The sequence below is a fragment of the Burkholderia sp. Bp9015 genome, from assembly GCF_003853505.1.
Taxonomy (GTDB): domain Bacteria; phylum Pseudomonadota; class Gammaproteobacteria; order Burkholderiales; family Burkholderiaceae; genus Burkholderia.
On sequence record NZ_QTPZ01000005.1, the window covers coordinates 205,429 to 229,305 of the forward strand.

Here is a 23,877-nt window from a genome sequence, read left to right on the forward strand (position 1 = left end):
TGATGCCTGTCGGCAACCACACTGGGACGCAAGGAATCCGGAGCAAACGATGAAAGTATCGGCAGACATTCGTGCACTGATCGAGCGACGCAAGGAAGGTTACAGCCTCGAGGCGCCGTTCTACACGAGCGAGGACATCTTCGCCCTCGACATGGAGGCGATTTTCCGCCAGCACTGGATCCAGGTCGCGGTCGAACCGGACATTCCCGAGCCGGGCGACTACGTGACCGTGGAACTGGGCAGCGACTCGATCCTGATCGTGCGCGACGACGACATGGAAATCCGCGCGTTCCACAACGTGTGCCGCCACCGCGGCGCGCGCCTGTGCAACGAGGATAAGGGCTCGGTCGGCAACATCGTGTGCCCGTACCACAGCTGGACCTACAACCTGACCGGCCAGCTGATGTTCGCCGAGCACATGGGCGAGAAGTTCGACCGCTGCAAGCACAGCCTGAAGTCGGTGCACGTGCAGAACCTCGCGGGCCTGATCTTCATCTGCCTCGCCGAGGAGCCGCCGGTCGATTTCGCGCAGCTGCGCGCCCAGATGGAGCCGTATCTGCTGCCGCACGATCTGCCGAACACGAAGATCGCCGCGCAGATCGACATCATCGAGGAAGGCAACTGGAAGCTCACGATGGAGAACAACCGCGAGTGCTATCACTGCGTCGCGAACCATCCCGAGCTGACGATCTCGCTGTACGAATACGGCTTCGGCTACCAGCGCTCCGACGCGAACGCCGAAGGCATGGACGCGTTCGCTGAAACCTGCGTGCGCCGCGGCAAGGAGTGGGCCGAGATGGGCCTGCCGTCCGCCGAAATCGAAAAGCTGCTCGACGTGACGGGCTTCCGCACGCAGCGCCTGCCGCTCGACCGCCACGGCGAATCGCAGACGCTCGACGCGAAGGTCGCATCGAAGAAGCTGCTCGGCCAGTTCGACCAGGCCGACCTCGGCGGCCTGTCGTTCTGGACGCAGCCGAACTCGTGGCATCACTTCATGAGCGATCACATCGTGACGTTCTCGGTGATTCCGCTGTCGGCCGGCAAGACGCTCGTGCGCACCAAGTGGCTCGTCCACAAGGATGCGGAGGAAGGCATCGACTACGACGTGAAGAACCTGACGGCCGTGTGGAACGCGACCAACGACCAGGATCGCGCGCTCGTCGAATTCTCGCAGCGCGGCGCGACCAGCAGCGCATACGAGCCGGGCCCGTATTCGCCGTACACGGAAGGTCTCGTCGAAAAATTCTCGGCCTGGTACATCGGCCGGCTCGCCGAAAAAATCGGCGCGTAGTACAGCAGACAGCAAGTGGAGCTACACATGATGCGAGATTCGGCCAATTTCGAGCCGGTGGACAGCCGGGTGACGCACCCGGCGTTCTGGAGCGCGCTGCCCGAGCGCTGGACGAGCGACGTCGAGGAAACGCTGGTGTGCTGCCACGTGCGTCAGGAAACCCACGACGTGAAGAGTTTCTTCTTCCGTTCGCCGCAAGGCCGTGCGTTTTCCTTCGAGCCGGGGCAGTTCATCACGCTCGAACTCGACATCGACGGCGAGACGATCAACCGGTGCTACACGATCTCGTCGTCGCCCGCGCGGCCGCACACGATCTCGATCACGGTGAAGCGCGTGCCGGGCGGCAAGGTGTCGAACTGGCTGCACGACAACCTGCAGCCGGGCGCGTCGGTTCGCGTGCTCGGCCCGGCCGGCGAATTCACGTGCGCGCGGCATCCGGCGCGCAAGTACCTGTTCCTGTCGGCCGGTTCGGGCGTCACGCCGCTGATGTCGATGAGCCGCGCGCACCATGATCTCGCCGAGGATCGCGACATCCTGTTCGTGCACAGCGCACGTACGCCGGACGACATCATCTTCGCGCGCGAGCTCGACCTGATCGCGTCGAACCATACGAATTTCCGCACGTCGTTCGTCGTCGAGCGCGTCGGTGCACGCACCAACTGGCCGGGCGTCACGGGCTTCCTGACGCTGCCGCTGCTGAAGCTGATCGCACCGGACTTCATGGAGCGCGAGATCTTCACGTGCGGCCCCGCGCCGTACATGAAGGCCGTGCGCGACCTGCTCGACGAAGCCGGCTTCGACCGCAAGCAGTATCACGAGGAAAGCTTCTCGTTCGAGACGCTCGCGCAGACCGCGAGCGACGAGGTGATCGCCGAACTCGCGCCGGCGGCCAACGACGGCGACGTCGCGACGAAGCAGTACACGGTCAGCTTCGCGAAGAGCAATCGCGAGATTTCGTGCGGCTCCGAGCAGCACGTGCTCGACGCGGCGCGCCAGTCCGGCGTGCGGCTGCCGGCGTCGTGTACGCAGGGCATGTGCGGCACCTGCAAGGTGAAGCTCGTGTCGGGGCAGGTCGAGATGAAGCACAACGGCGGCATCCGCCAGCGCGAGATCGATCAGGGGATGGTGCTGCTGTGCTGCAGCAAGCCGCTGTCGGATCTCGTGATCGACAAGTAGTCGTATCGAGCCATCGCCGGTCCGGGCGCGTCGTGTCGCGTTGCGTCGCCTCCGGACAAGCATCCGTCGGAAAACAACGATACCGCGGATTTGTGGTTGAAGAACCTAGAGAGACAACGCGCACGGTGCGCATTTCAAGGAGATCGACCATGAAGTTGTTCGGAAAACTGCTGTGGACCGGCGCACTGTCGGCGATGGTGGCATTGAGCGCGTCGGCGCTCGCGGATACGAAGCCTACGCTGAAGATCGGTTACGTCGAAGGCTGGGACGACAGCGTGGCGACGTCGAACGTCGCGGCACGCGTGATCGAGAAGAAGCTCGGTTACCAGGTCCAGCTCGTGCCGGTGGCTGCCGGGATCATGTGGCAGGGCGTGGCGCGCGGCGACCTCGACGCGACGCTGTCCGCATGGCTGCCCGTCACGCACGGCTCCTACTGGGGCGAGTACAAGTCGAAGGTCGTCGATCTCGGCGCGAACTTCCCTGACGCCAAGATCGGCCTGATCGTCCCCGACTACGTGAAGGCGAAGAGCATCGAAGATCTGAATGCCGAGAAAAGCAGCTTCGGCGGCCGGATCGTCGGCATCGATGCGGGTGCGGGCGTGATGCGCAAGACCGACGAAGCGATCAAGAGCTACGGCCTCAGCTACACGCTGATGCCGAGTTCGGGCAGCGCGATGACGGCCGAGCTGTCGCGCTCCGTCGGCGCGAACAAGCCGGTGATCGTGACCGGCTGGGCGCCGCACTGGATGTTCGCGAAGTGGAAGCTGCGCTTCCTCGAGGATCCGAAGAAGGTGTTCGGCGGCGCGGAGCACGTCGACAGCGTCGCGAACCCGCAGCTCGAAACGAAGGCCAAGCCGGTCGTCGCGTTCCTGAAGAAGTTCCAGTGGAAGCCGGGCGAGATCGACAGCGTGATGCTCGCGATCCAGAACGGTTCGAAGCCGGAAGCGGCCGCCGATGCATGGATTGCCGCGCATGCGGACCGCGTGAATTCGTGGACTGAAGGCGCGCAGTAAGACCGCGGCGATTCGTCGCGCGAATCATAAAAAAATAGACCGGGAATGTTTGCAGGAATCCGAAGTAATAGGAATTTCATGCAAGCATATCCCGGCTTTCTTTTACTGATTCTGCAAAAAAGCGCGTAACTTGTTACACTAGCGCCCTTGTGCGGAGTCATCACAGGAGGAATTGGATGAGTCAGGCAGGACTGCGTGCTAATCGCACCAGTGACGTTGAGGCAACCATCTCACATGATTCGACGGGCCACACGCTGCATCGTGGCCTGACTTGGAAAGACGCATTCTGGGTGACGAGCGGCGTGCCGGCAGGCGTGCTGTTCACGATCGGCGGCGTATGCGCGACGATCGGCCAGCCCGCGTGGGCGATCTGGATCGCCGCGATCACGATGGGGCTGATTCAAAGCGCGACTTATGCGGAAATATCGGGACTATTTCCCCATAAATCGGGCGGCGCGTCGGTATACGGCGCGATCGGCTGGGTCCGTTACAGCAAGCTGATTGCCCCGGTTTCCGTGTGGTGCAACTGGCTCGCGTGGTCGCCGATGCTCGCGCTCGGCTGCGGCCTCGCGGCGAGCTATGCGCTCACGAGTCTCTTTCCCGCCGACGCGGCGGTGCTGCACTGGCAGTTCAAGGTTGCGGATCTCGGGTTCATCAAGCCGGGTCTTTCCCTGCGAATCAACGCGACGTTCATCATCGCGACGATTCTGCTTCTCATCACGTTCAAGCTTCAGCACAGCGGCGCATCGAAAGCTGCGCGCACGCAGCGCATTCTCGGCATCGCGTCGCTCACGCCGCTGCTGATCGTCGGCATCGTTCCGTTCGTCACCGGCGACGTGCCGATGTCGAACCTGCTTCCGCTGCTGCCGCTCGGTCATGACGCTCAAGGCAACCTCACGACCGCGACCTTCGGTTCGTGGAACGGGCAGGGCGTGACGATGGCGCTCGGCGCGATGTTCATGGCCGGCTGGGCGTCGTACGGCTTCGAAACGGCGGTCTGCTACACGCGCGAATTCCGCGATCCGCGTCGCGACACCGCGAAGGCGATCTTCTGGTCGGGCGCGCTGTGCCTCGTCGTGATGACGCTCGTGCCGATGGCGTTCCAGGGCGCGCTCGGCACGCAGGCGATGCTCGACCCGGCGATCGGCGACGGCACCGGCGTCGCGGCCGCGATGGCGAAGATCGTCGGTGGCGGTGCGTGGGTCGCGAACGCGGTCGTCGTGATGCTGATGCTGTCGATCCTGCTGATCGTGATGACGTCGATGATGGGCTCGTCGCGCACGCTGTACCAGGCATCGGTCGACGGCTGGCTGCCGAAGTACCTGTCGCACGTGAACGAGCACGGCTCGCCCACGCGCGCGATGTGGACCGACCTCGGCTTCAACCTCGTGTTGCTGATGATGTCGGACTACATGACGGTGCTGGCGATCTCGAACGTCTGCTACATGCTGTTCGTATTCCTGAATCTTCAGTCGGGCTGGATCCACCGGATGGACCGCGGCAACTGGGATCGGCCGTTCCGCTGCCCGACCTGGCTGCTCGTCGCCGGCTCGGTCTGCGGCTACGCGAATCTCGTCTATGTCGGCGCGGGCGCGAACCTGCAGGGCGAAGGCACGCTGCGCAACGGGCTGATCGCGATGCTGCTGATCGTGCCGGTGTTTCTCTATCGTCACTACTGGCAGGATCGCGGCCGTTTCCCCGCGCAGATGCAGCGCGACATGGAACTCGAAGTGCCGAAGCGCGCGATGTGGCTGAATCTGATGCCGTATGCGGCGCTGGTCGGTGCTGCGCTGACGATCTGGCTGTCGTACTACTTCGCGTGGGTGAAGTAAGCATCTGAACGCGGCACGCGCGTCGCGCGACGAACCCGGACACCGCACCCGGGGCCGTTGCGCGACGCGTCGAACGCAACGCGATAAAAAACCCGACCGGCAGATGCTGCCGGTCGGGTTTTTTGTTGGCTGCGCGCCGAACGGATGCGCTTACGGAAACACCACCGTCCGGTCGCCGTTCAGGAACACTCGCCGCTCGATGAACGCCTTCACCGCGCGCGCGAGCGTGATGCACTCGACGTCGCGGCCCACCGCGAGCAATTGCTCCGGACGCAGCGCATGATCGACGCGTTCGACCACCTGCTCGATGATCGGGCCTTCGTCGAGATCGTCGGTCACGAAGTGCGCGGTCGCGCCGATCAGCTTCACGCCGCGGGCATGCGCCTGGTGATACGGCTTCGCGCCCTTGAAGCCGGGCAGGAACGAGTGATGGATGTTGATTGCGCGGTTCGCGAGCTTCGCGCTGGTTTCCTGCGACAGCACCTGCATGTAGCGCGCGAGGATCACGAGTTCGGCGCCGCTCGACTCGAAGAAGTCGAGCCACTGCGCTTCCTGCTGCGCCTTGGTGTCGGCCGTGATCGGGAAGTGGCGGAACGGCAGCCCGTGCTGCGTGGCGAGCGGTTCGAAGTCCGGATGGTTCGACACGATGCCGACGATGTCCATCTTCAGTTCGCCCATCCGCCAGCGGAACAACAGGTCCGCGAGGCAGTGCTCGAGTTTCGACACCATGATCAGCACCTTCGGGCGCGCGTTCACGTCGTGGATCGCCCATTGCGTGTCGCCGTCACCGCCGCCGCCGAGCGCGGTCGCGATCGGACCGAACTCCTGGCGCAGCGCGTCGATCTGCAGCGTTTCATCCGTCGGATGAAACACGCAGCGCACGAAGAAGTGGTTGCTGAGATCGTCGTCGAACACGTTCAGCGCATCGACGTAGCAGCGATGGCGCTCGAGAAAGCCGACGACGGCGGCGACCTGGCCGGCCGCGCTCGGGCACGACAGCGTCAGGACGAATTGATCGGGGCGTGAGTCGGCGGTCATGAGATTCCTCGGATGTCAGGGAACGCAACGCGCGCGGCGGCGCGACGGGGCGCCACGCTACGCGGGTAGCGGGAGGCTCAAGTAAATCAGGACGATTCGGGCGCGGATAGAACCAACCCGCCGTGTGGCTGGTATCGGCGCGCCAGCGCCGCGGGGCGGTGGCGAGGCTTGAGGCGGGGGTTTTGGGGACGCTGGGCGGGGCGGGCGCGGCTGGTCCAGCGAGCGTCAGGCGGTGCAGCCGTAGCCGGTCCAGCGAGCGTCAGGCGGTGCAGCCGCAGCCGGTCCGGCGAGCGTCGGGCGGCGCAGTCGTACCGGCTCCAGCGGGCGTCAGGCGGTGCAGGCACAGCCGCTCCATCGGACGTCAGGTGGGGCAGGCGCAGCCAGTCCAGCGCGCGTCGGATGGGACAGCCGCAGCCGCTCCAGCAAGCGTCAGGCAGCGCTCCGCCGGCCAGCCGCCCGCTCAAGCCGGCGCGCACGCGTCCAGCAGCCAGCGCCGGAACACATGTGTCGCGTCCGGCTCGGGCCGCTGCGGCGGCCGCACGAGGAAGTAGCCGCGCGACGTGACGACGGGCGCGTCGACGAGCTTCACGAGCTGCCCGGTCGCGACGAGCTCGTCGACGAGCGGCGACCAGCCGAGCGCGACGCCGTCGCCGAGCAGCGCCGCGTGGATCACCAGCGCATAGCTGTTGAAGGTCACGCCGCGCGCGGCGGCCGGCGCCTCGAGGCCGTGCGCGTCGAACCAGCCGGCCCACGACAGCCAGCGTTCGGGGCGCGTCGCCTGCACGTGCAGCAGCGGCAGCGCCTGCAGGTGCTCGGGCCGCGCGACGTGCGCGTGCGCGGCGCGGAACGCCGGCGAGCAGACGGGCGTGACCGATTCGGGAAAGAGCCGCGCGGCCGTGCACGACGGCCAGTGGCCGTCGCCGAACAGAACCGCGATGTCGGCGTGGTCGCGCTGCGCGTCGTAATCCTGCGAGGTGACGACCCGCACGTCGACGTCCGGCATCACGCGCTTCAGGCCGGAGAGGCGCGGCATCAGCCAGTAGGTCGCGAAACCGAAATCCGTGACGATCGTGAGCGCGCCGTGCTCGCGGCGCGCGCGCAGCGTCGCGGTGGCGCCGCGCAGCGTGTCGAGGCTCAGCCGCACGGCTTCGTACAGGCACTGGCCGTCGCTCGTCAGCGTGACGCCGCGCGGGCTGCGCTCGAACAGCGGCACGCCGAGTTCCGCTTCGAGCTGGAACACCTGCTGGCTCACGGCCGGTTGCGTCGAGCCGAGCTCGCGCGCGGCGGCCGTGAAGCTCTGGAGACGGGCGGCCGATTCGAACGCGCGCAGCGCCTGCATCGACGGTAACGGTTCGGATTTCGACATAAGTCTCTCTAATGGCCTCATAAGGGCCGGACGCCTTCCCGCGCGAATTCGGGCGGGGGATAGTGCTTCGGACGGCACGGCGCCGCGCCAGGCCTTCCGCGATTCTAGCCAGTCGCGGCCGGTGCGCGCGGCACTTTCTTCAGGCTGCGTCCGTCATGCCGGCCGTGTCGCCGCCCGAGCGTCGCGCCGCTCCATTCGAACACCGATTTCCCCAAGACCGCCGATGACGAACCCGACTCCCAACATCCTGATCCTGATGGCCGACCAGCTGACGCCGTTCGCGTTGCCGGCCTACGGCAACCGCGTCGCGCGCACGCCGACGCTCGACCGGCTCGCGGCGCAAGGCGTGGTGTTCGACGCCGCGTATTGCGCGAGCCCGCTGTGCGCGCCGTCGCGCTTCTCGCTGCTGACCGGCAAGCTGCCGTCGGGTATCGGCGCCTACGATAACGCCGCCGAATTGCCGGCGCAAACGCTGACTTTCGCGCACTACCTGCGCGCGGGCGGCTACCGGACGATGCTGTCCGGCAAGATGCATTTCTGCGGACCCGACCAGCTGCACGGCTTCGAGGAACGGCTCACGACCGACATCTATCCGGCCGACTTCGGCTGGGTGCCAGACTGGGACCGCCCGACCGAGCGGCCGAGCTGGTATCACAACATGAGTTCGGTGCTCGAGGCCGGCCCGTGCGTGCGCACGAACCAGCTCGATTTCGACGACGAAGTCACGTTCGCGGCGAAGCAGAAGCTGTACGACGTCGCGCGCGAGCGCGCGGCCGGTCATGACGCGCGGCCGTTCTGCATGGTCGTGTCGCTCACGCATCCGCACGATCCGTACGCGATCACGCGCGAATACTGGGATCTGTACCGCGACGACGAGATCGACATGCCGGCCGTGCGGCTCGATGCGCAGCAGAGCGATCCGCATTCGCAGCGGCTGCGCTTCGTCTGCGAAAACGACCGCACGCCGCCGACCGACGCGCAGATCCGCGCCGCGCGCCGCGCGTACTACGGCGCGACGTCCTATGTCGACGCGCAGTTCGGCAGCGTGCTGGCCGCGCTCGAGCAATGCGGCTTCGCCGACGACACGATCGTGATCGTCACGTCCGACCATGGCGACATGCTCGGCGAGCGCGGACTCTGGTACAAGATGACGTTCTTCGAAGGCGGCTGCCGCGTGCCGCTGATCGTCCACGCGCCGGGCCGCTTCGGTGCCGCCCGCGTGCGCGGGCCGGTGTCGCACGTCGATTTGCTGCCGACGCTCGTCGACCTCGCCGGCGCGGCGCCGGCCGGCGGCTGGCCGGACCCGGTCGACGGCGCGAGCCTCGTGCCGCATCTGCAAGGCGCGCCCGCGCACGACGTCGCGCTGGGCGAATACCTTGCGGAAGGGGCGGTTGCGCCGGTCGTGATGATCCGCCGCGGCGACTGGAAATACGTACATTGCCCGGCCGATCCCGACCAGCTCTACAACCTCGCCGACGATCCGCGCGAGCGCACGAACCTGGCCGGCCTGCCGGAAGCCGCCGGCGTGCTCGCCGCATTCCGCGAGGAGGCCGCGCGCCGCTGGAACCTGCCGGAACTCGACGCGCAGGTGCGCGCGAGCCAGCGGCGGCGCCGCTTCCATTACGCGGCGACGACGCAGGGCCGCATCCAGGCGTGGGACTGGCAGCCGTTCACCGACGCGAGCCAGCGCTACATGCGCAATCACATCGAACTCGACACGCTCGAAGCGATGGCGCGCTTTCCGCGCGTCGGGCGCTGAACGGGCCGCAGCGGACATTGACGAACGACGGAGGAAGCGAATCATGAAACGGCAATGCAATGCAGCAATCCGGAGTATGGGCACCGCGCTCGCCGCGGCTGCGTGCGTGGTGGCGATGCAGCAGCCCGCGCGCGCCGCCGACCCGCAGACGTGCCGCGACGTGAAGATGGCGGCGCCCGGCTGGACCGACATCGACGCGACGAACGCGATGGCCGGTGTCGTGCTGAAGGCGCTCGGCTATCGACAGGACGTCGCGAACCTGTCGGTGCCGATCACGTACCAGGGCTTGAAGAAAGGGCAGGTCGACGTGTTCCTCGGCAACTGGATGCCCGCGCAGGCGCCGCTCGTGAAGCCGTTCGTCGACGAGAAGTCGATCGACGTGCTGCACGCGAACCTGAACGGCGCGAAGTTCACGCTGGCGGTGCCCGACTACGTCGCGGCGGCCGGCGTGCACACGTTCGCCGATCTCGCGCGCTACGCGGACCGCTTCGGCGACAAGATCTACGGGATCGAGCCCGGCGCGCCCGCGAACCAGAACATCAAGCGGATGCTGTCCGACCATGCGCTCGGCGCGGCGAACTGGTCGCTCGTCGAATCGAGCGAGACGGGGATGCTCACGCAGGTCGAGCGCGCGGTGCGCGACAAGCGCTGGATCGTCTTTCTCGCGTGGGAGCCGCACCTGATGAACACGAAGTTCAAACTGACCTACCTGTCGGGCGGCGACGCGTATTTCGGTCCGAACTACGGCGGCGCGACGGTCAACACGGTCACGCGCGCGGGCTTTGCCGGCCAGTGCGCGAACCTCGCGCGGCTGTTCAGGCAGATGACGTTCTCCGTCGACGTCGAGAACCGGATGATCGCCGACATGCTCGACCACAAGACGTCGCCCGCGCTCGCCGCGCAGCATGCGCTGAAGGCCGATCCAGCGCTCGTCGAAGCGTGGCTCGACGGCGTTACCACGGCGGCCGGCGCCCCCGCGTTGCCGGCCGTGCGCGCGGCCCTCGACGCCCGCTGACAGCCTCCGCGCGGCCGGTTTCTCGCCGCGCCGCCCGCCTCCGTGTTTTCCCGAACGGTCGCATCGAGACCATTTGGTGTCGCCTTCAGACGGGTGACCTGAAATATGGGTTTGTATTTTTCGCCAATGGCTGCGTTATTGCGGAAAACGAAATGCCGAAGCCAGCGGACGTACCGAATTCGAATCAGCCGGCGTATTGCTGTGCGCGCCAGGCCACGGTTCTTTCCATCGAAGGGTTCAGGGAGGGTGGTCGACAATGAAGCAAAAGAAAGTTGCCGTAGCCGCCGCGCTGGCATGCGCGGCCTGTATTCCCGCCATCGGCCACGCGCAGAGCAGCGTGACGCTGTACGGGATTCTCGACGCGGGCATCACATACGTGAACAACACGGGCGGTTCGCACGTGGTCAAGTTCGATGACGGCGTCTCGTACGGGAACCGCTTCGGCCTGAAAGGCACGGAAGATCTCGGCGGCGGCCTGAAGGCCGTGTTTGCGCTCGAGAGCGGTTTCCACCTCGGCAACGGCCAGCTCGGCTTCGGCGGGGCGGAGTTCGGGCGGCAGGCTTATGTCGGTCTCCAGAACGATTGGGGCACGCTGTCGTTCGGCAACCAGCTCGACATCACCAACGAGCTCGTGTCGATCTACAACATCTCGGCATGGGGCAGCGGCTACGCGATCCACCAGGGCGACTTCGACCGCTTCAACGGCGACCGCCTGCCGAACTCGGTCAAGTTCCTGTCGAACGACCTGAACGGCGTCAAGTTCGGCGCGATGTATTCGTTCGGCAACGTCGCCGGCAACTTCCACCGCAACAGCGCATGGAGCGCGGGCGCGAGCTACACGAAGGGCGACTTCTCGATCGGCGCCGCGTACACGCGCCTGAACAACCCGAACGGCATCTACGCGTTCGACCCGTACGCGATGATCGGCACGCATACGTTCCTCGGCCAGCAGACCGTGACCGTCGATCCGGCGACCGGCGCGCGCACCGACCTGTTCGCGAACACCGCGATGGACGTCGACAGCCAGGGCACGTTCGGCGTCGGCACCAGCTACACGATCGGCAAGCTGACGCTCGACGCGAACTTCTCGTACACGACGATCAAGGGTTTCGGCCAGTCGTCGCACATGCAGGTGTATGAAGGCGGCGGCTTGTACCAGTTCACGCCGGCGCTGAGCTTCATCGCGGGCTACCAGCACACGCGCTTCGAAGGCCACCACTGGAACCAGGGCACGGCCGGCCTGCACTACCTGCTGTCCAAGCGCACCGATGTGTACATCTCCGGCGATTACCTGCGCGCGTCGCAGGGCGTCGATGCGGTGGTCGGCTACAGCTTCACGCCGTCGACGACGCAGACGCAGGCCGACGTGCGGATCGGGATGCGGCATTCGTTCTGAGCGGGGTGAGGTAGTTGTTTCGACGTCTTCAGCGAGGTCTCTCTTTGGCGCGAACCGCGGTTCGCGCTTTTTTTTTGCGGCGCGATGCAACGTCGTGCGGTGTGCGCCGTCCTTGCCCGCGGCCGGCGGGCATCCGGCAAGGTTTCGTTGGTTGAAGCTATCATCGCGCTTTGGCCGCATCGCGTATCGGCGATCGCCGGCCTTCCCTCCGATGACGTCTCGCCGATGACCACCCCGTTACCCGAATCCACTTCGCCGTCGCCGTTACCCGCCAACCTGTTCCGCCACACACCGTTCCAGCGCTTCTGGGGCACGCGCGTGATGTCGTCGCTCGCTTTCCAGATCCTGTCGGTCGCGATCGGCTGGTACGTCTATGCGCTCACGCACAGCGCATTCGCGCTCGGGCTCGTCGGGCTTGCGCAGTTCGTGCCGATGTTCGCGCTGACGCTCGTCGTCGGGCAGGTGGCCGACCGCTACGACCGCCGGCGCATCGCGACGATCTGCCAGGGCGTCGAGGCGCTGGCCGCCGGCGTATTCCTGTTCGGCGCGGCGCAAGGCGGGCTCACCGCCCCGGGCGTGTATGCGCTGGCCGCGATCGTCGGCACCGCGCGTGCGTTCGAATCGCCGTCGGTGTCGTCGCTGCTGCCGGCCGTCGTGCCGCGCGGCGACCTGCCGCGCGCGACCGCGCTGTCGACGTCCGCGAACCAGGCCGCGCAGATTCTCGGGCCCGCGTTCGGCGGGGTGCTGTATGGCGTCGGCGCGCCCGCGGCGTTCGGCACGAGCGTCGTGGCGTTCGCGATCGCGGCCATCCTGAGCGGCACGATTCCGCTGCGCAGTGCGCCGCCGGCGCGCGAACCGGTCACGCTGCGGTCGGTGTTTTCCGGCATCGCGTTCATCCGGCGCGAACCGGCGATCCTCGGCGCGCTGTCGCTCGACCTGTTCGCGGTGCTGTTCGGCGGCGCGACCGCGCTGCTGCCGATCTACGCGCGCGACATCCTGCAGGTCGGCCCGTGGGGGCTCGGCGCGTTGCGCGCGGCGCCGGCGGTCGGCGCGCTCGCGGGCACGCTGTGGCTCACGCGCTTTCCGCTGAAAGGGCGGCCGGGCCGCGCGATGTTCGGCGGCGTGATCGCGTTCGGCATCGCGACGATCGTGTTCGGGCTGTCACGCAATTTCGTGGTGTCGCTCGTCGCGCTGGCGGCGCTCGGCGCATCGGACGTGGTGAGCGTCGTCGTGCGCCTGTCGCTCGTGCAGCTGCGCACGCCCGACGACATGCTCGGCCGCGTGAGCGCGGTCAACTCGCTGTTCATCGGTACGTCGAACCAGCTCGGCGAATTCGAATCCGGCGTGACGGCTGCGTGGTGGGGTGCGCCGGTGGCGATCGTCGTCGGCGGCGCGGCGACGATCGCCGTCGCGCTGACATGGATGCGGTTGTTCCCGACCTTGCGGAACATGACGTCGCTGGAGCGCGATCATTGAATCGACGTCAGCGGGGCGATGCGTTTGCCGTTCACGGGAAACCGGCCTCATTCGCCGTAACTCATTTCAAATTGCTTTCTTGTTTCAATCGAATTCCAAACGGCATTCGGGTCGGATAATCGTCTGAACAATCAATCCGGTGCTGTCGTTTCTCGCGATGCGGGGTACCGGAGCTGAAAGCGGTGCTGGCATAATCGAGCCCACCGCGGTGGGAATCCGAAAAGAGGCTGATACTTCAGTGCCTTGCTGCACAAGGCTCCCAGCCCTGAATTTGTCAGACTGAATATCCCGATCAATTACAAAAGCCATTCATATAATTACATAAAAATTTCAGTAATTTTTCGAAACATCGTGCTTTCGTATGACGAAGCGGGTATCGATTGAAACGAAAAGAAATATCTGGAATGATACCGATTCTCATTTTCATGACCGCGGCCACGACTGCGCTGCCGGTCACTCGTCAACCGTAGCCAGCTAGTGTCGCCGTCGGTCTGATCGTCGGCGGCCAGCGAGCCAGCGTATATCCGTGCCTCGTGCGCGCGTCGCCGCGCGTCCACGCGGGGCGGTTTCAAATTCCGACTGGATTTTCATGCCGAACAAGACCCCGTTCGCGAGTGCGCTCGCGCTGGCCTTTGCTTTGCCTATCGCTTCGCCTGCATTCGCGCAGGGCACGAGCGCCGAATCGGCGCCGGCCGTCACCGCGAAACCGGGCAGTGCGACGCCGGCCGCGAGCGACACGCTGCCGACGGTCAACGTGTCGGGGCAGGCCGTGCATCAGGATTTCCAGGCCGAGCGTTCGAGCGTCGGCGCGAAAACCCCCACCGCGCTGCGCGACATTCCGCAGTCGGTCACGGTGATCAACAAGGCGCTGCTGGAATCGCAGGGGCTCACGTCGTTCCAGGACGCGCTGCGCAATGCGCCGGGCATCACGATCGGCGGCGCGGAAGGCGGGCAGATCGGCAACAACATCAACCTGCGCGGCTTCACCGCGCAGAACGACATCTATCTCGACGGCTTCCGCGACCGTAACCAGTACTACCGCGACACGTTCGATCTCGATTCGGTCGAGGTGCTGTACGGCCCGTCGTCGATGCTGTTCGGGCGCGGCTCGACGGGCGGCGTGATCAACCAGGTGTCGAAGAAGGCGAACCTGAAGCCGTCCGCCGAAGTGTCGACGACGATCGGCACCGACGACCACTACCGCGCGAGCGTCGACCTGAACCGGCCGCTCGGCGCGACCTCCGCGTTCCGCATCAACGCGTTCGGCCAGTCGCTCGGCTCGACGCGCGACGTGATGAAGAACAAGGACTACGGAATCGCGCCGGAGCTGCGCTTCGGCATCGGCACGCCGACGGAGATCACGCTGTCCGCGCTGGTCCAGCACAACTACGACATGCCGGACTACGGCGTGCTCGCGCTCAACGGCCATCCGGCGCCGGTATCGAAGCACACGTTCTACGGTCTCACCGACGACCGCACGATCGAGGACGTGCAGACGGTGTCCGCGCGCATCGATCATCGAGTCAACGACGCGCTGACGATCAGCAACCGCACGTCGTTCTCGCACTCGATGACCGATGCGCGCGAGACGGCCGCGAACGCGGTGCTGACCGGGCCGCTCGCGTCGAGCACCGCGCTCGCGAACGGCAACTACACGTCGTTGCCGATGTCCGCGCTGTACGTGAAGCTCGCGAGTCACGATCGCGTGATCGAAAACCATTCGGTCGACAACGACACGATGGCGCATTTCAAGTTCGACACGGGCTTCGTGAAGCACGACCTGATCGCGGGCGTCGAGGTCGGGCACGACAGCTACACGAACCAGGCGTACACGCGCAGCGGCCTGCCGATCCTGTCGCTGATCGATCCGGCCTATCTGTCGTCGAGCGCGTCCAACGCGACGCAGACGCCGGCCAATCACGCTGAATCGGGCGCGACGACGCTCGCCGCGTACATGAACGACACGGTATCGATCGGCCGCGACTGGAAGTTCGTCGGCGGGCTGCGCTGGGATCGCTTCCAGGCGCATCTCGCGAACACGGTGAGCGCGCCGCGCTACGCGTCGCAGACCAACTACTTCACGAGCGTGCGGGCCGGCGTGATCTACCAGCCGACCGAATCGCAGTCGTACTACTTCTCGTACGGCACGTCGTTCAACCCGTCGCTCGAGACGCTGACGGTCACGAACAACACGCAGAACCTGTCGCCGGAACACACGAAGTCGTACGAGGTCGGCGCCAAGTGGGATCTGCTGAACGACAACCTGTCGGTCACGTCGGCGCTGTTCCAGCAGGAGAAGAGCAACGCGCGCACGCTGACGTCGACGGGCGAATACCTGCTCGAGGGCGACATTCGCGTGCGTGGCTTCCAGGCGAGCGTGACGGGCCACATCACGCCGAAGTGGCAGGTGTTCGGCAGCTATACGTACATGAACGGCGTGATCCTGAGCGCGCTCGACGGCACCCAGGGCAAGACGCTGGCGAACACGCCACGCAACACGTTCACGCTGTGGACCACGTATGCGTTCACGCCGCACTGGGAAATCGGCGGCGGTCCGACCTACATGTCGGGTCGCTACGCGGCGAACACGAACTACGTGCAGGTGGGCGGCTATACGCGCTGGGATGCAACGGCCGCGTATCACGCGAAGCAGTGGGACCTGCGCCTGAACCTGCTGAACCTGACCAACAAGTTCTATTACGATGCGCTGATCCAGTCGGACGGCGGCCGCGCGGTGCCGGGCGTCGGACGCACGTTCCTCGCGACGCTCGACTACCGGTTCTGACCGCACGCGTGCGATCGCCGCGTCATTCGATGAAAAAGGTGGAACGATGCTTGTACACATCCCGAACGTGCTGACACCCGAGCAGGTGCGCACGGTGCGTGACCGGCTCGACCAGGCGGGCGACGCGTGGGTCGACGGCCGCGCGACGGCCGGCTACACGGGCGTGCCGGTCAAGCGCAACCAGCAGATCGCCGAGCATGCGCCGATTGCGCGCGAACTGGGCGACGCGATCCTCGCCGCGGTCGAGCGCAATCCGCTGTTCATCAGCGCGGCGCTGCCGAACCAGGTCTATCCGCCGCTCTTCAACCGCTACGAAGGCGGGATGACGTTCGGCAGTCACGTGGACGGCGCGGTGCGCGTGCTGCCGAACGGCGTGAAGCTGCGCACCGACGTGTCGGTCACGCTGTTCCTGTCCGCGCCGGACGAATACGACGGCGGCGAACTCGTGATCGAGGACGCGTATGGCGTGCAGCAGGTCAAGCTGCCCGCGGGCGACATGATCGTCTATCCGGCGACGAGCCTGCACCAGGTCACGCCGGTCACGCGCGGCGTGCGCGTCGCGAGTTTCTTCTGGGTGCAGAGCCTCGTGCGCAGCGATGCACAGCGGGCGCTGCTGTTCGACATGGACACGGCGATCCAGCGGCTCAACGCCGGCGGCGCCGATACGCAGGCTTGCCGCAGCCTGGTCGGCTGCTACCACAATCTTCTGAGAATCTGGAGCGAGACGTGAGCGTTGCCGATCCCATCGACATCGACGCGGCATCCGCGTCCCGCATCGCGCCGGGCATGCGCCCGGCCGGCTCCGGCGGCGCGCGTTCGCGCCGCGGCACCTTCATCAAATGGCTGCGCAAGGTGCACGGCTGGATCGGCCTGTGGGGCGCGGCGCTCGGCCTGCTGTTCGGCACGACGGGCTTCCTGCTGAATCATCGTGCGCCGCCGCTGCGCATCCAGACCGGCGCGCCGCGCGTCGAGACGTTGCGGCTCGGCGTGCCCGATCCGCGGCCCGCGTCACCGCGCGAGCTCGAGCAATGGCTGCGTGCGCAACCGGATCTGCATCTGCCCGAACGCATGGGCCGCGTGCAGAAGGAGCCCGCGCATCCGGTCGCATGGGGCGACCGCGAAACCGTGCAGCCCGAGCACTGGCAACTCGTGTTCGCGTCGCCGCATGAAAACGTCGCGGTCGACTACTGGGTCGGCAGCGACACGATGACGCTCAAGCGTATCGGTAACGGCACGCTCGCGTGGCTGACGAACCTGCACAAGGGCGTCGGGACGAGCATCGGCTGGGTGCTGCTCGTCGATACGCTCGCGGGCGCGCTGGTCCTGCTGTCGCTCACCGGCGTGCTGTTGTGGACGGAGCTGAACAAGCGCAAGACGATCGGCGTGGTGCTCGTGATCGGCTCGATCGTCGCGATCGTGTGTGCGGCCGGCGCATAAGCGCATAACGGCTGACGGTCAGACGCCGGCGTCGCGCGCGACCTGTACGGCCGTGCCGTAGCAGATGACTTCCGTGACGCCGGACCCGATCTCGGTCGAGTCGTAGCGCATCGCGACGATCGCGTTCGCGCCGAGCTTGCGCGCGTCGGCGAGCATCTTGTCGAACGCCTGCTGGCGCGCCTTCTCGCACAGCGACGTATAGAGCGTGATGTTGCCGCCGAAGATGGTTTGCAGCGCCGCGCCGAACGAGCCGACGATCGAGCGCGAACGCACGATGATGCCCTGTGCGACGCCGAGCGAGCGGACGATCGTGTGGCCGGGCAAATCGAATGCGCTCGTGACGTGCTCGGGCGAGAGGGCGTCGACGGAGCGGGAGAAATCGGTCATGGCGGAGCACCGTGGTGCGGAAGTGGTCGAACGACGATTCTATCCGGAACGGGAAACGTGCTCGACCGGGCGCGCATGACGCATGCGCGCCCGGTGCGACTCGCGCCGGCCGAGGCCGGTCAGCGCTTGACGGTCGTACTGCCGTCGCCGCCGAGATCGACCGCATACGCAAGCGCCAGCTTGCCGAACTTCAGCGCGTGGTTCGCCTGCCGGTCCGAATTCTCCAGCGTGTCGTTCACGGTATGGATATAGGGACTGTCGTTCTGGTCGGCCTCGAACGGGAACGACGCCGGATAGCCTTGCGCATGCCACGACGCGTGATCCGAGCACGCATAGCCGCATTGCGACGTGCCGATCGCGAGCTCGGGCAGGTAGGTCTTCGCGAGGTTCGTCAGGTAGGTGTTCTGCGCGGCGTTCGTGTAGTCGGTGATCAGGTAGATGTCTTTCGGATCGCCCTGGTAGTTCGTCATGTCGAGCTGCAGCACGCCGACCACGTTCGCGTTCTGCGTGCGGAACTGCTTCGCGATCGCCTTCGACCCGAGCAGGCCGGCTTCCTCGGCCGCGTAGCCGACGAACTTGATCGTCCGTTTCGGCCGGTAGCCGTTCGCGAGCAGCACGCGCAGCGCTTCGGTCAGGCTGGCGATGCCGGACGCATCGTCGTCGGCGCCGGGCGAGCGCGTGTTTTCCGTCGTGCGGCCGACCGTCGAATCGAGGTGGCCGCCCAGCACGATCGTGCCCGAGGCCGGATTGCTGCCGCGGATCGTCAGGATCACGGATTTTTGCGGAAAGCCCGCATGCGTGAACTGCTCGACGGCGATGTCGGTGCGCGAACCGGCCAGTTGCCGCCACTGCAGCGCGAGCCAGTCCGACGCGGCGACGCCGTGCGACGTCGTGTAGTAGCGGTTCGTGAAGCCGGACGGCGACGTGATCGTGCCGACGATGTTGCTGGCCTGCAGCTGCTGGATCCAGGCCTTGATCTGCGGCGCGTTCGATAGCTGGTAGGCGGGCACGGCCGCCTGTTTCGCGAGTGCTGCGGGTACCGGCTGCAAAGCCTGCCGTGCGTCGTCGAACGAGTCGTGCACGATGTAGCCGGGCCCGTGGCCGCGCGCATGGTGGACAGCATGGGCGAGTTCGCCGAGTCGTGAATCGTCGATCTCGACGATATGCACGGTTTCGCGGCGCACGGCGCCGTCGGCCGTCTTGCCGGCGTCGACCACCGTGCTGTACTGCGCGGTTGCGCTCGCATCGATGCGTTGAAGCTGGCGGAACGCGGTGTCGCCGAGCGTGATCCACACCGGCGTCGCGTGCGCGGCGGCGGTCAGCAGCATGACGCCAAGCGCGGCGCTCAGGCGGGTCAATGTCAGAGTAGGCATGTTCGATCTCGTGAGGATGGCGATGTCGAGGAAGAGGGGCGTCGCAGGTCATGCGACGCCCCCGCCTGCTGCGGAATTACGACTTCTGCGGCACGGTCACGCCGTACGTGCAGCTCTTGTTGTATGCATTGCCGATCGCCGTGAGTTGCGCGCTGCTGTAGCCGAGCGCGGCGGCGGCCGTCAGCACCGCCTGGGCGGCGGCCTTCTGGTTCGTCGAGCTGTTGGTCATCGACAGCCCTTTCAGGAAGGCCTTGTCCATCGCCTGCGCGCCGATCGCGTCGCGCGCGACGAGGTTGCACGACGCCCAGTACTGGCCGGCCGTGTGGATCTCGGCGCCGCGTGCCTGCGCGTAGGTGCGTCCGACGTTCCAGTTCGTCACGCGGCCGCCCCAGTATTCGTTGTGGCCGTCCCAGTTGTAGACCCAGTGATACTGCGCGTCGGACGGGCTCCATTGATTGAAGTCGCGGCTGTACGCGGCGGCGAGATAGTCGCCCGTGCCTTCCGACAGGCCTTCCTGCTGCGACAGGCCGCCGTTGGTCACCCAGTCGTGGATGCCGTGGCCGAGCTCGTGGATCACGACGTCCGCATCTTCCGCGTCGTCGACACCGCCCTGGCCGAAGGTCAGCCGGCCGCTGCTCGACGAGTACGACGAGTTGTCGTCGCCCGATTCGCCGTGCGGGTCGTACTGCACGCCGCCCGTGTACTGGTAAGGCAGCGCCTTGATGCCGAGCGTCTGGTTCACGTAACGGAGGAACGTGTCGATGTGGTAGTACGTGTTCACCGCCTCGAAATACAGGTTGCCGCGCGTGAACTCGAACGTCGGCGTCGCCTGCGCCGGACACGCGTTGTCGCGCGGCGCATCGAAGTCGACGCACGACGCATACGGGCCCGACAGCACGTAGCGCGAGTTCGACTGCGCGAGATCCTTCAGCGTCACGCGCACGCGCGCCGCCGTGAGCTGGGTGGAATCGGCGTCGTTGCCGTCCTTGTAGCCCGTGCTGCCGTAGCTGCTCTTCGTCGACGAAAGCGGATCGGGCCGGAATACGAAGCCGGTGCCGTCGGTCGCATAGAACGCCTTGTCCTCGGCGCGCAGCACTTCGCCGCTGTCCGCGTCGATCAACAGTTCCCAGTCGCCCTTCGGGCCGTCCTGCGGGCGGCCGCGTACCTTCCATGCGGTATGCGTGCCGGCCTTGTCGACGAACGCGACGCGCTGTGCGTCGAGGTTCGTGAAGCCGCTGACGCCGAGATACGCGCGGGCGCGGTCGAGCGCCTGCTGCTGGTCGACCGCCTGTGTCTTGCGCGCGGTGACGGCCACGCCGTTGATCGTGTTGCTCGCGACGTACAGGATGCGGCCGTCCTTCGCGACCGTCACCGCGATGTCGCTGCCGTACACGGGCAGTCCGGCCGCCTGCTGCTGGAAGTGCACGACGGTGAAGTCGACATCGCTGCGCTCCGACGTCACCGCGAGGCTCGCGAGCGCGGCCGGGTCGAGCCCGAGCTGCGTCGCCTGCGACGCGACGAAATCGCGCGCGGCGGCCGCGGGCGTGGCGGCCGCCTTGTTCGCGCGATAGGCGGGGTTGTACAGCGTGACGGCGACGCCGTCTGCGCGGAATTGCCCCGCGGCGGTATCGGCCTTGGCCGCGGCCGGTGCCACGCCGCGCGTCAGGCTTTCGCGCAGGCTCGACGCCTGCGGGTTCGCGACCTTGGTATCGGCCGCGCTGCCGCCGACGATGCCGAAACCGAGCGCGAGACCCAGGGCGAGCGGCAATGCTTTGCGTGATGTCTGCATGGGTGATCCTCATCTCAACGGTTGGACACGCCCGCGCGCTCGTGGCGAGCAGGCACGACACGGCTCGCGCGCCGGCTCGATGGAACCGGTGCGGCGAAGCGGTGCTGGGAGATTCGACTGACTGAGGATAACTAAGCGTCAGGTCGAAACGCATCGGAACGGAATGGCGGCGGGGAAGCGAACGGCAGGCAGGTGCGGCGACGGTGAGGCGAGCATCGTCATGTCATACCCCTCGGAATTGATATCGGTTTGGCAGCCTGCGTGGCGCGACATGCGTCGGGCCCGGGCTCTCATCTCCTTAGGGCTGCCTATCTAATTGCGAGGTATGTTACAGAATATTTTCGGCAACTTTGCAATTTATTTTCGAAGGCCGCTTCGGTCCGTCGATCAATCGGCGGCATTGTTGAGCGAATGGCGGGAAACGCTGCCGGCGCGTGCAATGGCGCGCCGGATTGTACGCAAAAGCGGCGCCGTTCAGCGCGTCGCGCGGCGGTCGCTGCGCGGGCTCACGCCGAAACGCGAGCGATACGTGCGCGAGAAATGAGACGGCGATTCGAAGCCGCACGCAACGCACACCGACGTAATGCTCATGTCGGTCTGCTGCAGCAGCTCGCGTGCGCGATCGAGGCGCAGGTTCAGGTAGAAGCGCGTCGGCGTGTCGTTCAGCGTCGCGCTGAACAGCCGTTCGAGCTGGCGCCGCGTGATCGCCACGTCCTGCGCGAGCGCATCGGAGCCGAGCGGAGTTTCCATGTGCCGCTGCATCGTGTCGATCACCTGGATCAGCTTGCGGTTGTGCACGCCATAGCGCGCGGCGATCTCGAGCCGCTGGCTGTCCGAGCGCTGCCGGATGCGGCTCACGACGAACTGTTCGGAGATGGCCGCCGCGAGATCGGCGCCATGCCGCCGGCCGATCAGGTCGAGCATCATGTCGATCGACGCGGTGCCGCCCGCGCAGGTGATGCGCCGGTCGTCGATCTCGAACAGTTCCTGCGTCGCGTTCAGGCCCGGGTAGCGCTCGCGGAACGCGGCGAGCGCTTCCCAGTGCAGCGTCAGCGTTTGCGATGCGTCGAACAGCCCGGCTTCCGCGAGCACGAAGCTGCCGGTGTCGATGCCGCCGAGCGTCGCGCCGTGCCGGTTCTGGCGGCGCAGCCAGTCCGCGAGCGCGCGGTCGTAGCATACGAGCGGATCGAAGCCGGCGACGACGAACACCGTCTCGACCTGCGCGACGTCCGCGTACGCGGCTTCGGCCGCGACAGGAATGCCGTTGCTCGCGGCGACGGGCGTGCCGTCCGCGCTGATCACGTGCCAGCGGTACAGCTCGGTGCGAAAGCGGTTCGCGACGCGCAGCGGTTCGACCGCCGACATGAAGCCGAGCGCGGAGAAGCCGGGCAGCAACAGGAAGTGGAAATCCTCTGGCATCGGGGCGTGGGGTGGAAGCGGGTGGTCGTCACGTACTGCGTGGGCGCGGCACGGCGAGCGGGCAGGCCCGCGCACGCCGCGCCCGGCCCGCGGAAGCCGGACGTTCAACGCACGATTATCGCGGTTTTTGCCGGCGCTCAGCGCGTTTTTGCGCCGCGCACCGTCCGGCGCGCCGTCGTCGAAGGCAGTTCGCCGAACTGGGCCCTGTACGCGTTCGCGAAATGCCCGAGGTGGATGAAGCCCCAGCGCGCGGCCGCTTCGCTGATCGGCAGGTCCGACTGCCGCGTGTCGAGCAGCAGGCGTCGCACCTGCGCGAGGCGCAGCGAGCGCGTGTAGTTCAGCGGACCGGTCTGCACGACCGACTGGAAGCTGTTCTGCATCGTGCGCCGGCTCACGCGCAGCTGCGTGCACAGGCTCAGGATGTCGACGGGCGCTTCCGGGTGCCCGATCACGTAGTCGTGCACGCGCCGCACGATGTCGGCGTGGCACGCATGCGTGAGGCGGTTCGACGGCTCGGGCATCCGGTAGGTCAGGAGATCGACGAGCACGTTGGCGACCTCGCCGCGCAACTCGGACTGCGCACGCGCCGCATCGAACGTGGCGGGTGCCGACAGCACGCGTTCGAGCAGTGTCGCGAACTGCAGGCTCGCGCGTTCGCGTGCGGCGACCGGCACGTCGACGACGCCGCGCCGCAGCGCGCGCTCGTCGACCCGGACGTCGGCGGCATCCTCGATCTGCTGCATCAGCTCGGCGTCGACGACCACGCCGATCAGCGACATGTCGTCGGGTGAATGCAGTTCGAACGGCGAGCCGCCGCGCGCCATCACGATCGTGCCGCGCTCGATGCGCGCATCGCCGAAGGCGAAGGTACCCGAGCCGGTGAGCGGCATTCCGAATACCGTATGGCCAGCCGGCAGGCGCCCGCGCTGGATGACGCGCACGTTCGCCGCTTCCTGGAACAACTGCACGCCGTCGAGCTCCACGTGCTTGACCGTGCTGCGATACGAGCCGCAGCCGATCTGGTCGTAACGCTGATCCCAGCCGCGCAGCGCCTCGGCATGCCGGTCTGCGTCGTCGAACATCTGGTGAAACACGAGCACGGCGCCTCCGGCGGTCGTTCGGACCGCGCAAGATTAAACCGACCGGGCGGTCGGTGCAATACGGATGAGCGCTATTCCGGCAGGGGTTCTGGCGGGGTCGGATGGGGTGCGCCGCAGGTGGCTTTCAGGCGGTTTTCCAATATCCCGAATCGGCACGCACGCGTTGCCGGTCCGGGTGCTGAACCGATTTATTGTCGAACTACAGTCGCCCCACATTACCTGAAT

18 protein-coding genes are annotated in these 23,877 nt (G+C 66.4%); 11 read left to right on the forward strand and 7 right to left on the reverse strand.

The window, feature by feature from the left end; genetic code table 11:
• Positions 1-49: 49 nt before the first annotated feature.
• From DIE12_RS08325 to DIE12_RS08340, 4 genes are all read left to right on the forward strand, one after another.
• Complete coding sequence (locus tag DIE12_RS08325; protein WP_124521488.1) at positions 50-1,291, forward strand: SRPBCC family protein; 1,242 nt, start codon at positions 50-52, stop codon at positions 1,289-1,291.
• Positions 1,292-1,318: 27 nt separating this feature from the next.
• Complete coding sequence (locus DIE12_RS08330) at positions 1,319-2,467, forward strand: hybrid-cluster NAD(P)-dependent oxidoreductase (RefSeq protein ID WP_124521490.1); 1,149 nt, start codon at positions 1,319-1,321, stop codon at positions 2,465-2,467.
• Between the two features lie 149 nt (positions 2,468-2,616).
• The gene (locus DIE12_RS08335) at positions 2,617-3,480 is read left to right on the forward strand and encodes a glycine betaine ABC transporter substrate-binding protein (protein ID WP_044844355.1); all 864 of its coding nucleotides are present in this window, start codon (positions 2,617-2,619) and stop codon (positions 3,478-3,480) included.
• A 176-nt stretch (positions 3,481-3,656) separates the two neighbouring features.
• Complete coding sequence (locus DIE12_RS08340) at positions 3,657-5,312, forward strand: APC family permease (protein ID WP_124521492.1); 1,656 nt, start codon at positions 3,657-3,659, stop codon at positions 5,310-5,312.
• Positions 5,313-5,462: 150 nt separating this feature from the next.
• Here the strand turns inward: DIE12_RS08340 and purU are convergent, their stop codons facing one another.
• On the reverse strand, positions 5,463-6,350 hold the full coding sequence (purU, locus tag DIE12_RS08345) for a formyltetrahydrofolate deformylase (RefSeq protein ID WP_124485154.1): 888 nt from the start codon (positions 6,348-6,350) through the stop codon (positions 5,463-5,465).
• Between the two features lie 460 nt (positions 6,351-6,810).
• A complete protein-coding gene (locus DIE12_RS08350) occupies positions 6,811-7,737 on the reverse strand; it encodes a choline sulfate utilization transcriptional regulator (protein ID WP_124521494.1) in 927 nt (308 codons plus the stop codon).
• A 202-nt stretch (positions 7,738-7,939) separates the two neighbouring features.
• Here DIE12_RS08350 and betC point away from each other — a divergent pair, with 202 nt between their 5' ends.
• The 7 genes from betC to DIE12_RS08390 all read left to right on the forward strand — a co-directional run bounded on the left by betC (position 7,940) and on the right by DIE12_RS08390 (position 17,584).
• Positions 7,940-9,475 (forward strand): choline-sulfatase, encoded by a 1,536-nt coding sequence (gene betC, locus DIE12_RS08360; protein ID WP_124485156.1) that lies wholly within the window; start codon positions 7,940-7,942, stop codon positions 9,473-9,475.
• 43 nt (positions 9,476-9,518) lie between these two features.
• Positions 9,519-10,490: a choline ABC transporter substrate-binding protein gene (choX, locus tag DIE12_RS08365; protein ID WP_124485157.1), complete on the forward strand. Its 972-nt coding sequence runs from the start codon at positions 9,519-9,521 to the stop codon at positions 10,488-10,490.
• A gap of 256 nt (positions 10,491-10,746) precedes the next feature.
• Positions 10,747-11,886 carry a porin gene (locus DIE12_RS08370; protein WP_124485158.1) on the forward strand — a complete coding sequence of 380 codons (1,140 nt, stop codon included), beginning with the start codon at positions 10,747-10,749 and terminating at the stop codon, positions 11,884-11,886.
• A gap of 225 nt (positions 11,887-12,111) precedes the next feature.
• Positions 12,112-13,362, forward strand: coding sequence for an MFS transporter (locus tag DIE12_RS08375; protein ID WP_124485159.1), 1,251 nt, complete (start codon positions 12,112-12,114; stop codon positions 13,360-13,362).
• A 589-nt stretch (positions 13,363-13,951) separates the two neighbouring features.
• A complete protein-coding gene (locus DIE12_RS08380; RefSeq protein WP_124521496.1) occupies positions 13,952-16,147 on the forward strand; it encodes a TonB-dependent siderophore receptor in 2,196 nt (731 codons plus the stop codon).
• Between the two features lie 46 nt (positions 16,148-16,193).
• Positions 16,194-16,877, forward strand: coding sequence for a Fe2+-dependent dioxygenase (locus tag DIE12_RS08385; protein WP_124521498.1), 684 nt, complete (start codon positions 16,194-16,196; stop codon positions 16,875-16,877).
• 56 nt (positions 16,878-16,933) lie between these two features.
• Positions 16,934-17,584: a PepSY-associated TM helix domain-containing protein gene (locus DIE12_RS08390; protein ID WP_409333441.1), complete on the forward strand. Its 651-nt coding sequence runs from the start codon at positions 16,934-16,936 to the stop codon at positions 17,582-17,584.
• 18 nt (positions 17,585-17,602) lie between these two features.
• Here DIE12_RS08390 and DIE12_RS08395 read toward each other — a convergent pair whose 3' ends face one another.
• The 5 genes from DIE12_RS08395 to DIE12_RS08415 all read right to left on the reverse strand — a co-directional run bounded on the left by DIE12_RS08395 (position 17,603) and on the right by DIE12_RS08415 (position 23,652).
• Positions 17,603-17,971, reverse strand: coding sequence for a YbjQ family protein (locus tag DIE12_RS08395; RefSeq protein WP_124485163.1), 369 nt, complete (start codon positions 17,969-17,971; stop codon positions 17,603-17,605).
• Positions 17,972-18,090: 119 nt separating this feature from the next.
• The gene (locus DIE12_RS08400) at positions 18,091-19,344 is read right to left on the reverse strand and encodes a M20/M25/M40 family metallo-hydrolase (protein WP_124521502.1); all 1,254 of its coding nucleotides are present in this window, start codon (positions 19,342-19,344) and stop codon (positions 18,091-18,093) included.
• Positions 19,345-19,420: 76 nt separating this feature from the next.
• Positions 19,421-21,133 carry a M36 family metallopeptidase gene (locus DIE12_RS08405; RefSeq protein WP_124521504.1) on the reverse strand — a complete coding sequence of 571 codons (1,713 nt, stop codon included), beginning with the start codon at positions 21,131-21,133 and terminating at the stop codon, positions 19,421-19,423.
• A gap of 474 nt (positions 21,134-21,607) precedes the next feature.
• Positions 21,608-22,552 carry a GlxA family transcriptional regulator gene (locus DIE12_RS08410; protein ID WP_044847758.1) on the reverse strand — a complete coding sequence of 315 codons (945 nt, stop codon included), beginning with the start codon at positions 22,550-22,552 and terminating at the stop codon, positions 21,608-21,610.
• Positions 22,553-22,689: 137 nt separating this feature from the next.
• Complete coding sequence (locus DIE12_RS08415) at positions 22,690-23,652, reverse strand: helix-turn-helix domain-containing protein (RefSeq protein WP_124521506.1); 963 nt, start codon at positions 23,650-23,652, stop codon at positions 22,690-22,692.
• Between the last annotated feature and the right edge of the window lie 225 nt (positions 23,653-23,877).

Coding starts and splice junctions, on each gene's coding strand:
- DIE12_RS08325 (WP_124521488.1), top strand. CDS start 50: ATGAAAGTATCGGCAGACATTCGTGCACTGATCGAGCGACGCAAGGAA.
- DIE12_RS08330 (WP_124521490.1), top strand. CDS start 1,319: ATGATGCGAGATTCGGCCAATTTCGAGCCGGTGGACAGCCGGGTGACG.
- DIE12_RS08335 (WP_044844355.1), top strand. CDS start 2,617: ATGAAGTTGTTCGGAAAACTGCTGTGGACCGGCGCACTGTCGGCGATG.
- DIE12_RS08340 (WP_124521492.1), top strand. CDS start 3,657: ATGAGTCAGGCAGGACTGCGTGCTAATCGCACCAGTGACGTTGAGGCA.
- purU (WP_124485154.1), bottom strand. CDS start 6,350: ATGACCGCCGACTCACGCCCCGATCAATTCGTCCTGACGCTGTCGTGC.
- DIE12_RS08350 (WP_124521494.1), bottom strand. CDS start 7,737: ATGAGGCCATTAGAGAGACTTATGTCGAAATCCGAACCGTTACCGTCG.
- betC (WP_124485156.1), top strand. CDS start 7,940: ATGACGAACCCGACTCCCAACATCCTGATCCTGATGGCCGACCAGCTG.
- choX (WP_124485157.1), top strand. CDS start 9,519: ATGAAACGGCAATGCAATGCAGCAATCCGGAGTATGGGCACCGCGCTC.
- DIE12_RS08370 (WP_124485158.1), top strand. CDS start 10,747: ATGAAGCAAAAGAAAGTTGCCGTAGCCGCCGCGCTGGCATGCGCGGCC.
- DIE12_RS08375 (WP_124485159.1), top strand. CDS start 12,112: ATGACCACCCCGTTACCCGAATCCACTTCGCCGTCGCCGTTACCCGCC.
- DIE12_RS08380 (WP_124521496.1), top strand. CDS start 13,952: ATGCCGAACAAGACCCCGTTCGCGAGTGCGCTCGCGCTGGCCTTTGCT.
- DIE12_RS08385 (WP_124521498.1), top strand. CDS start 16,194: ATGCTTGTACACATCCCGAACGTGCTGACACCCGAGCAGGTGCGCACG.
- DIE12_RS08390 (WP_409333441.1), top strand. CDS start 16,934: ATGCGCCCGGCCGGCTCCGGCGGCGCGCGTTCGCGCCGCGGCACCTTC.
- DIE12_RS08395 (WP_124485163.1), bottom strand. CDS start 17,971: ATGACCGATTTCTCCCGCTCCGTCGACGCCCTCTCGCCCGAGCACGTC.
- DIE12_RS08400 (WP_124521502.1), bottom strand. CDS start 19,344: ATGCCTACTCTGACATTGACCCGCCTGAGCGCCGCGCTTGGCGTCATG.
- DIE12_RS08405 (WP_124521504.1), bottom strand. CDS start 21,133: ATGCAGACATCACGCAAAGCATTGCCGCTCGCCCTGGGTCTCGCGCTC.
- DIE12_RS08410 (WP_044847758.1), bottom strand. CDS start 22,552: ATGCCAGAGGATTTCCACTTCCTGTTGCTGCCCGGCTTCTCCGCGCTC.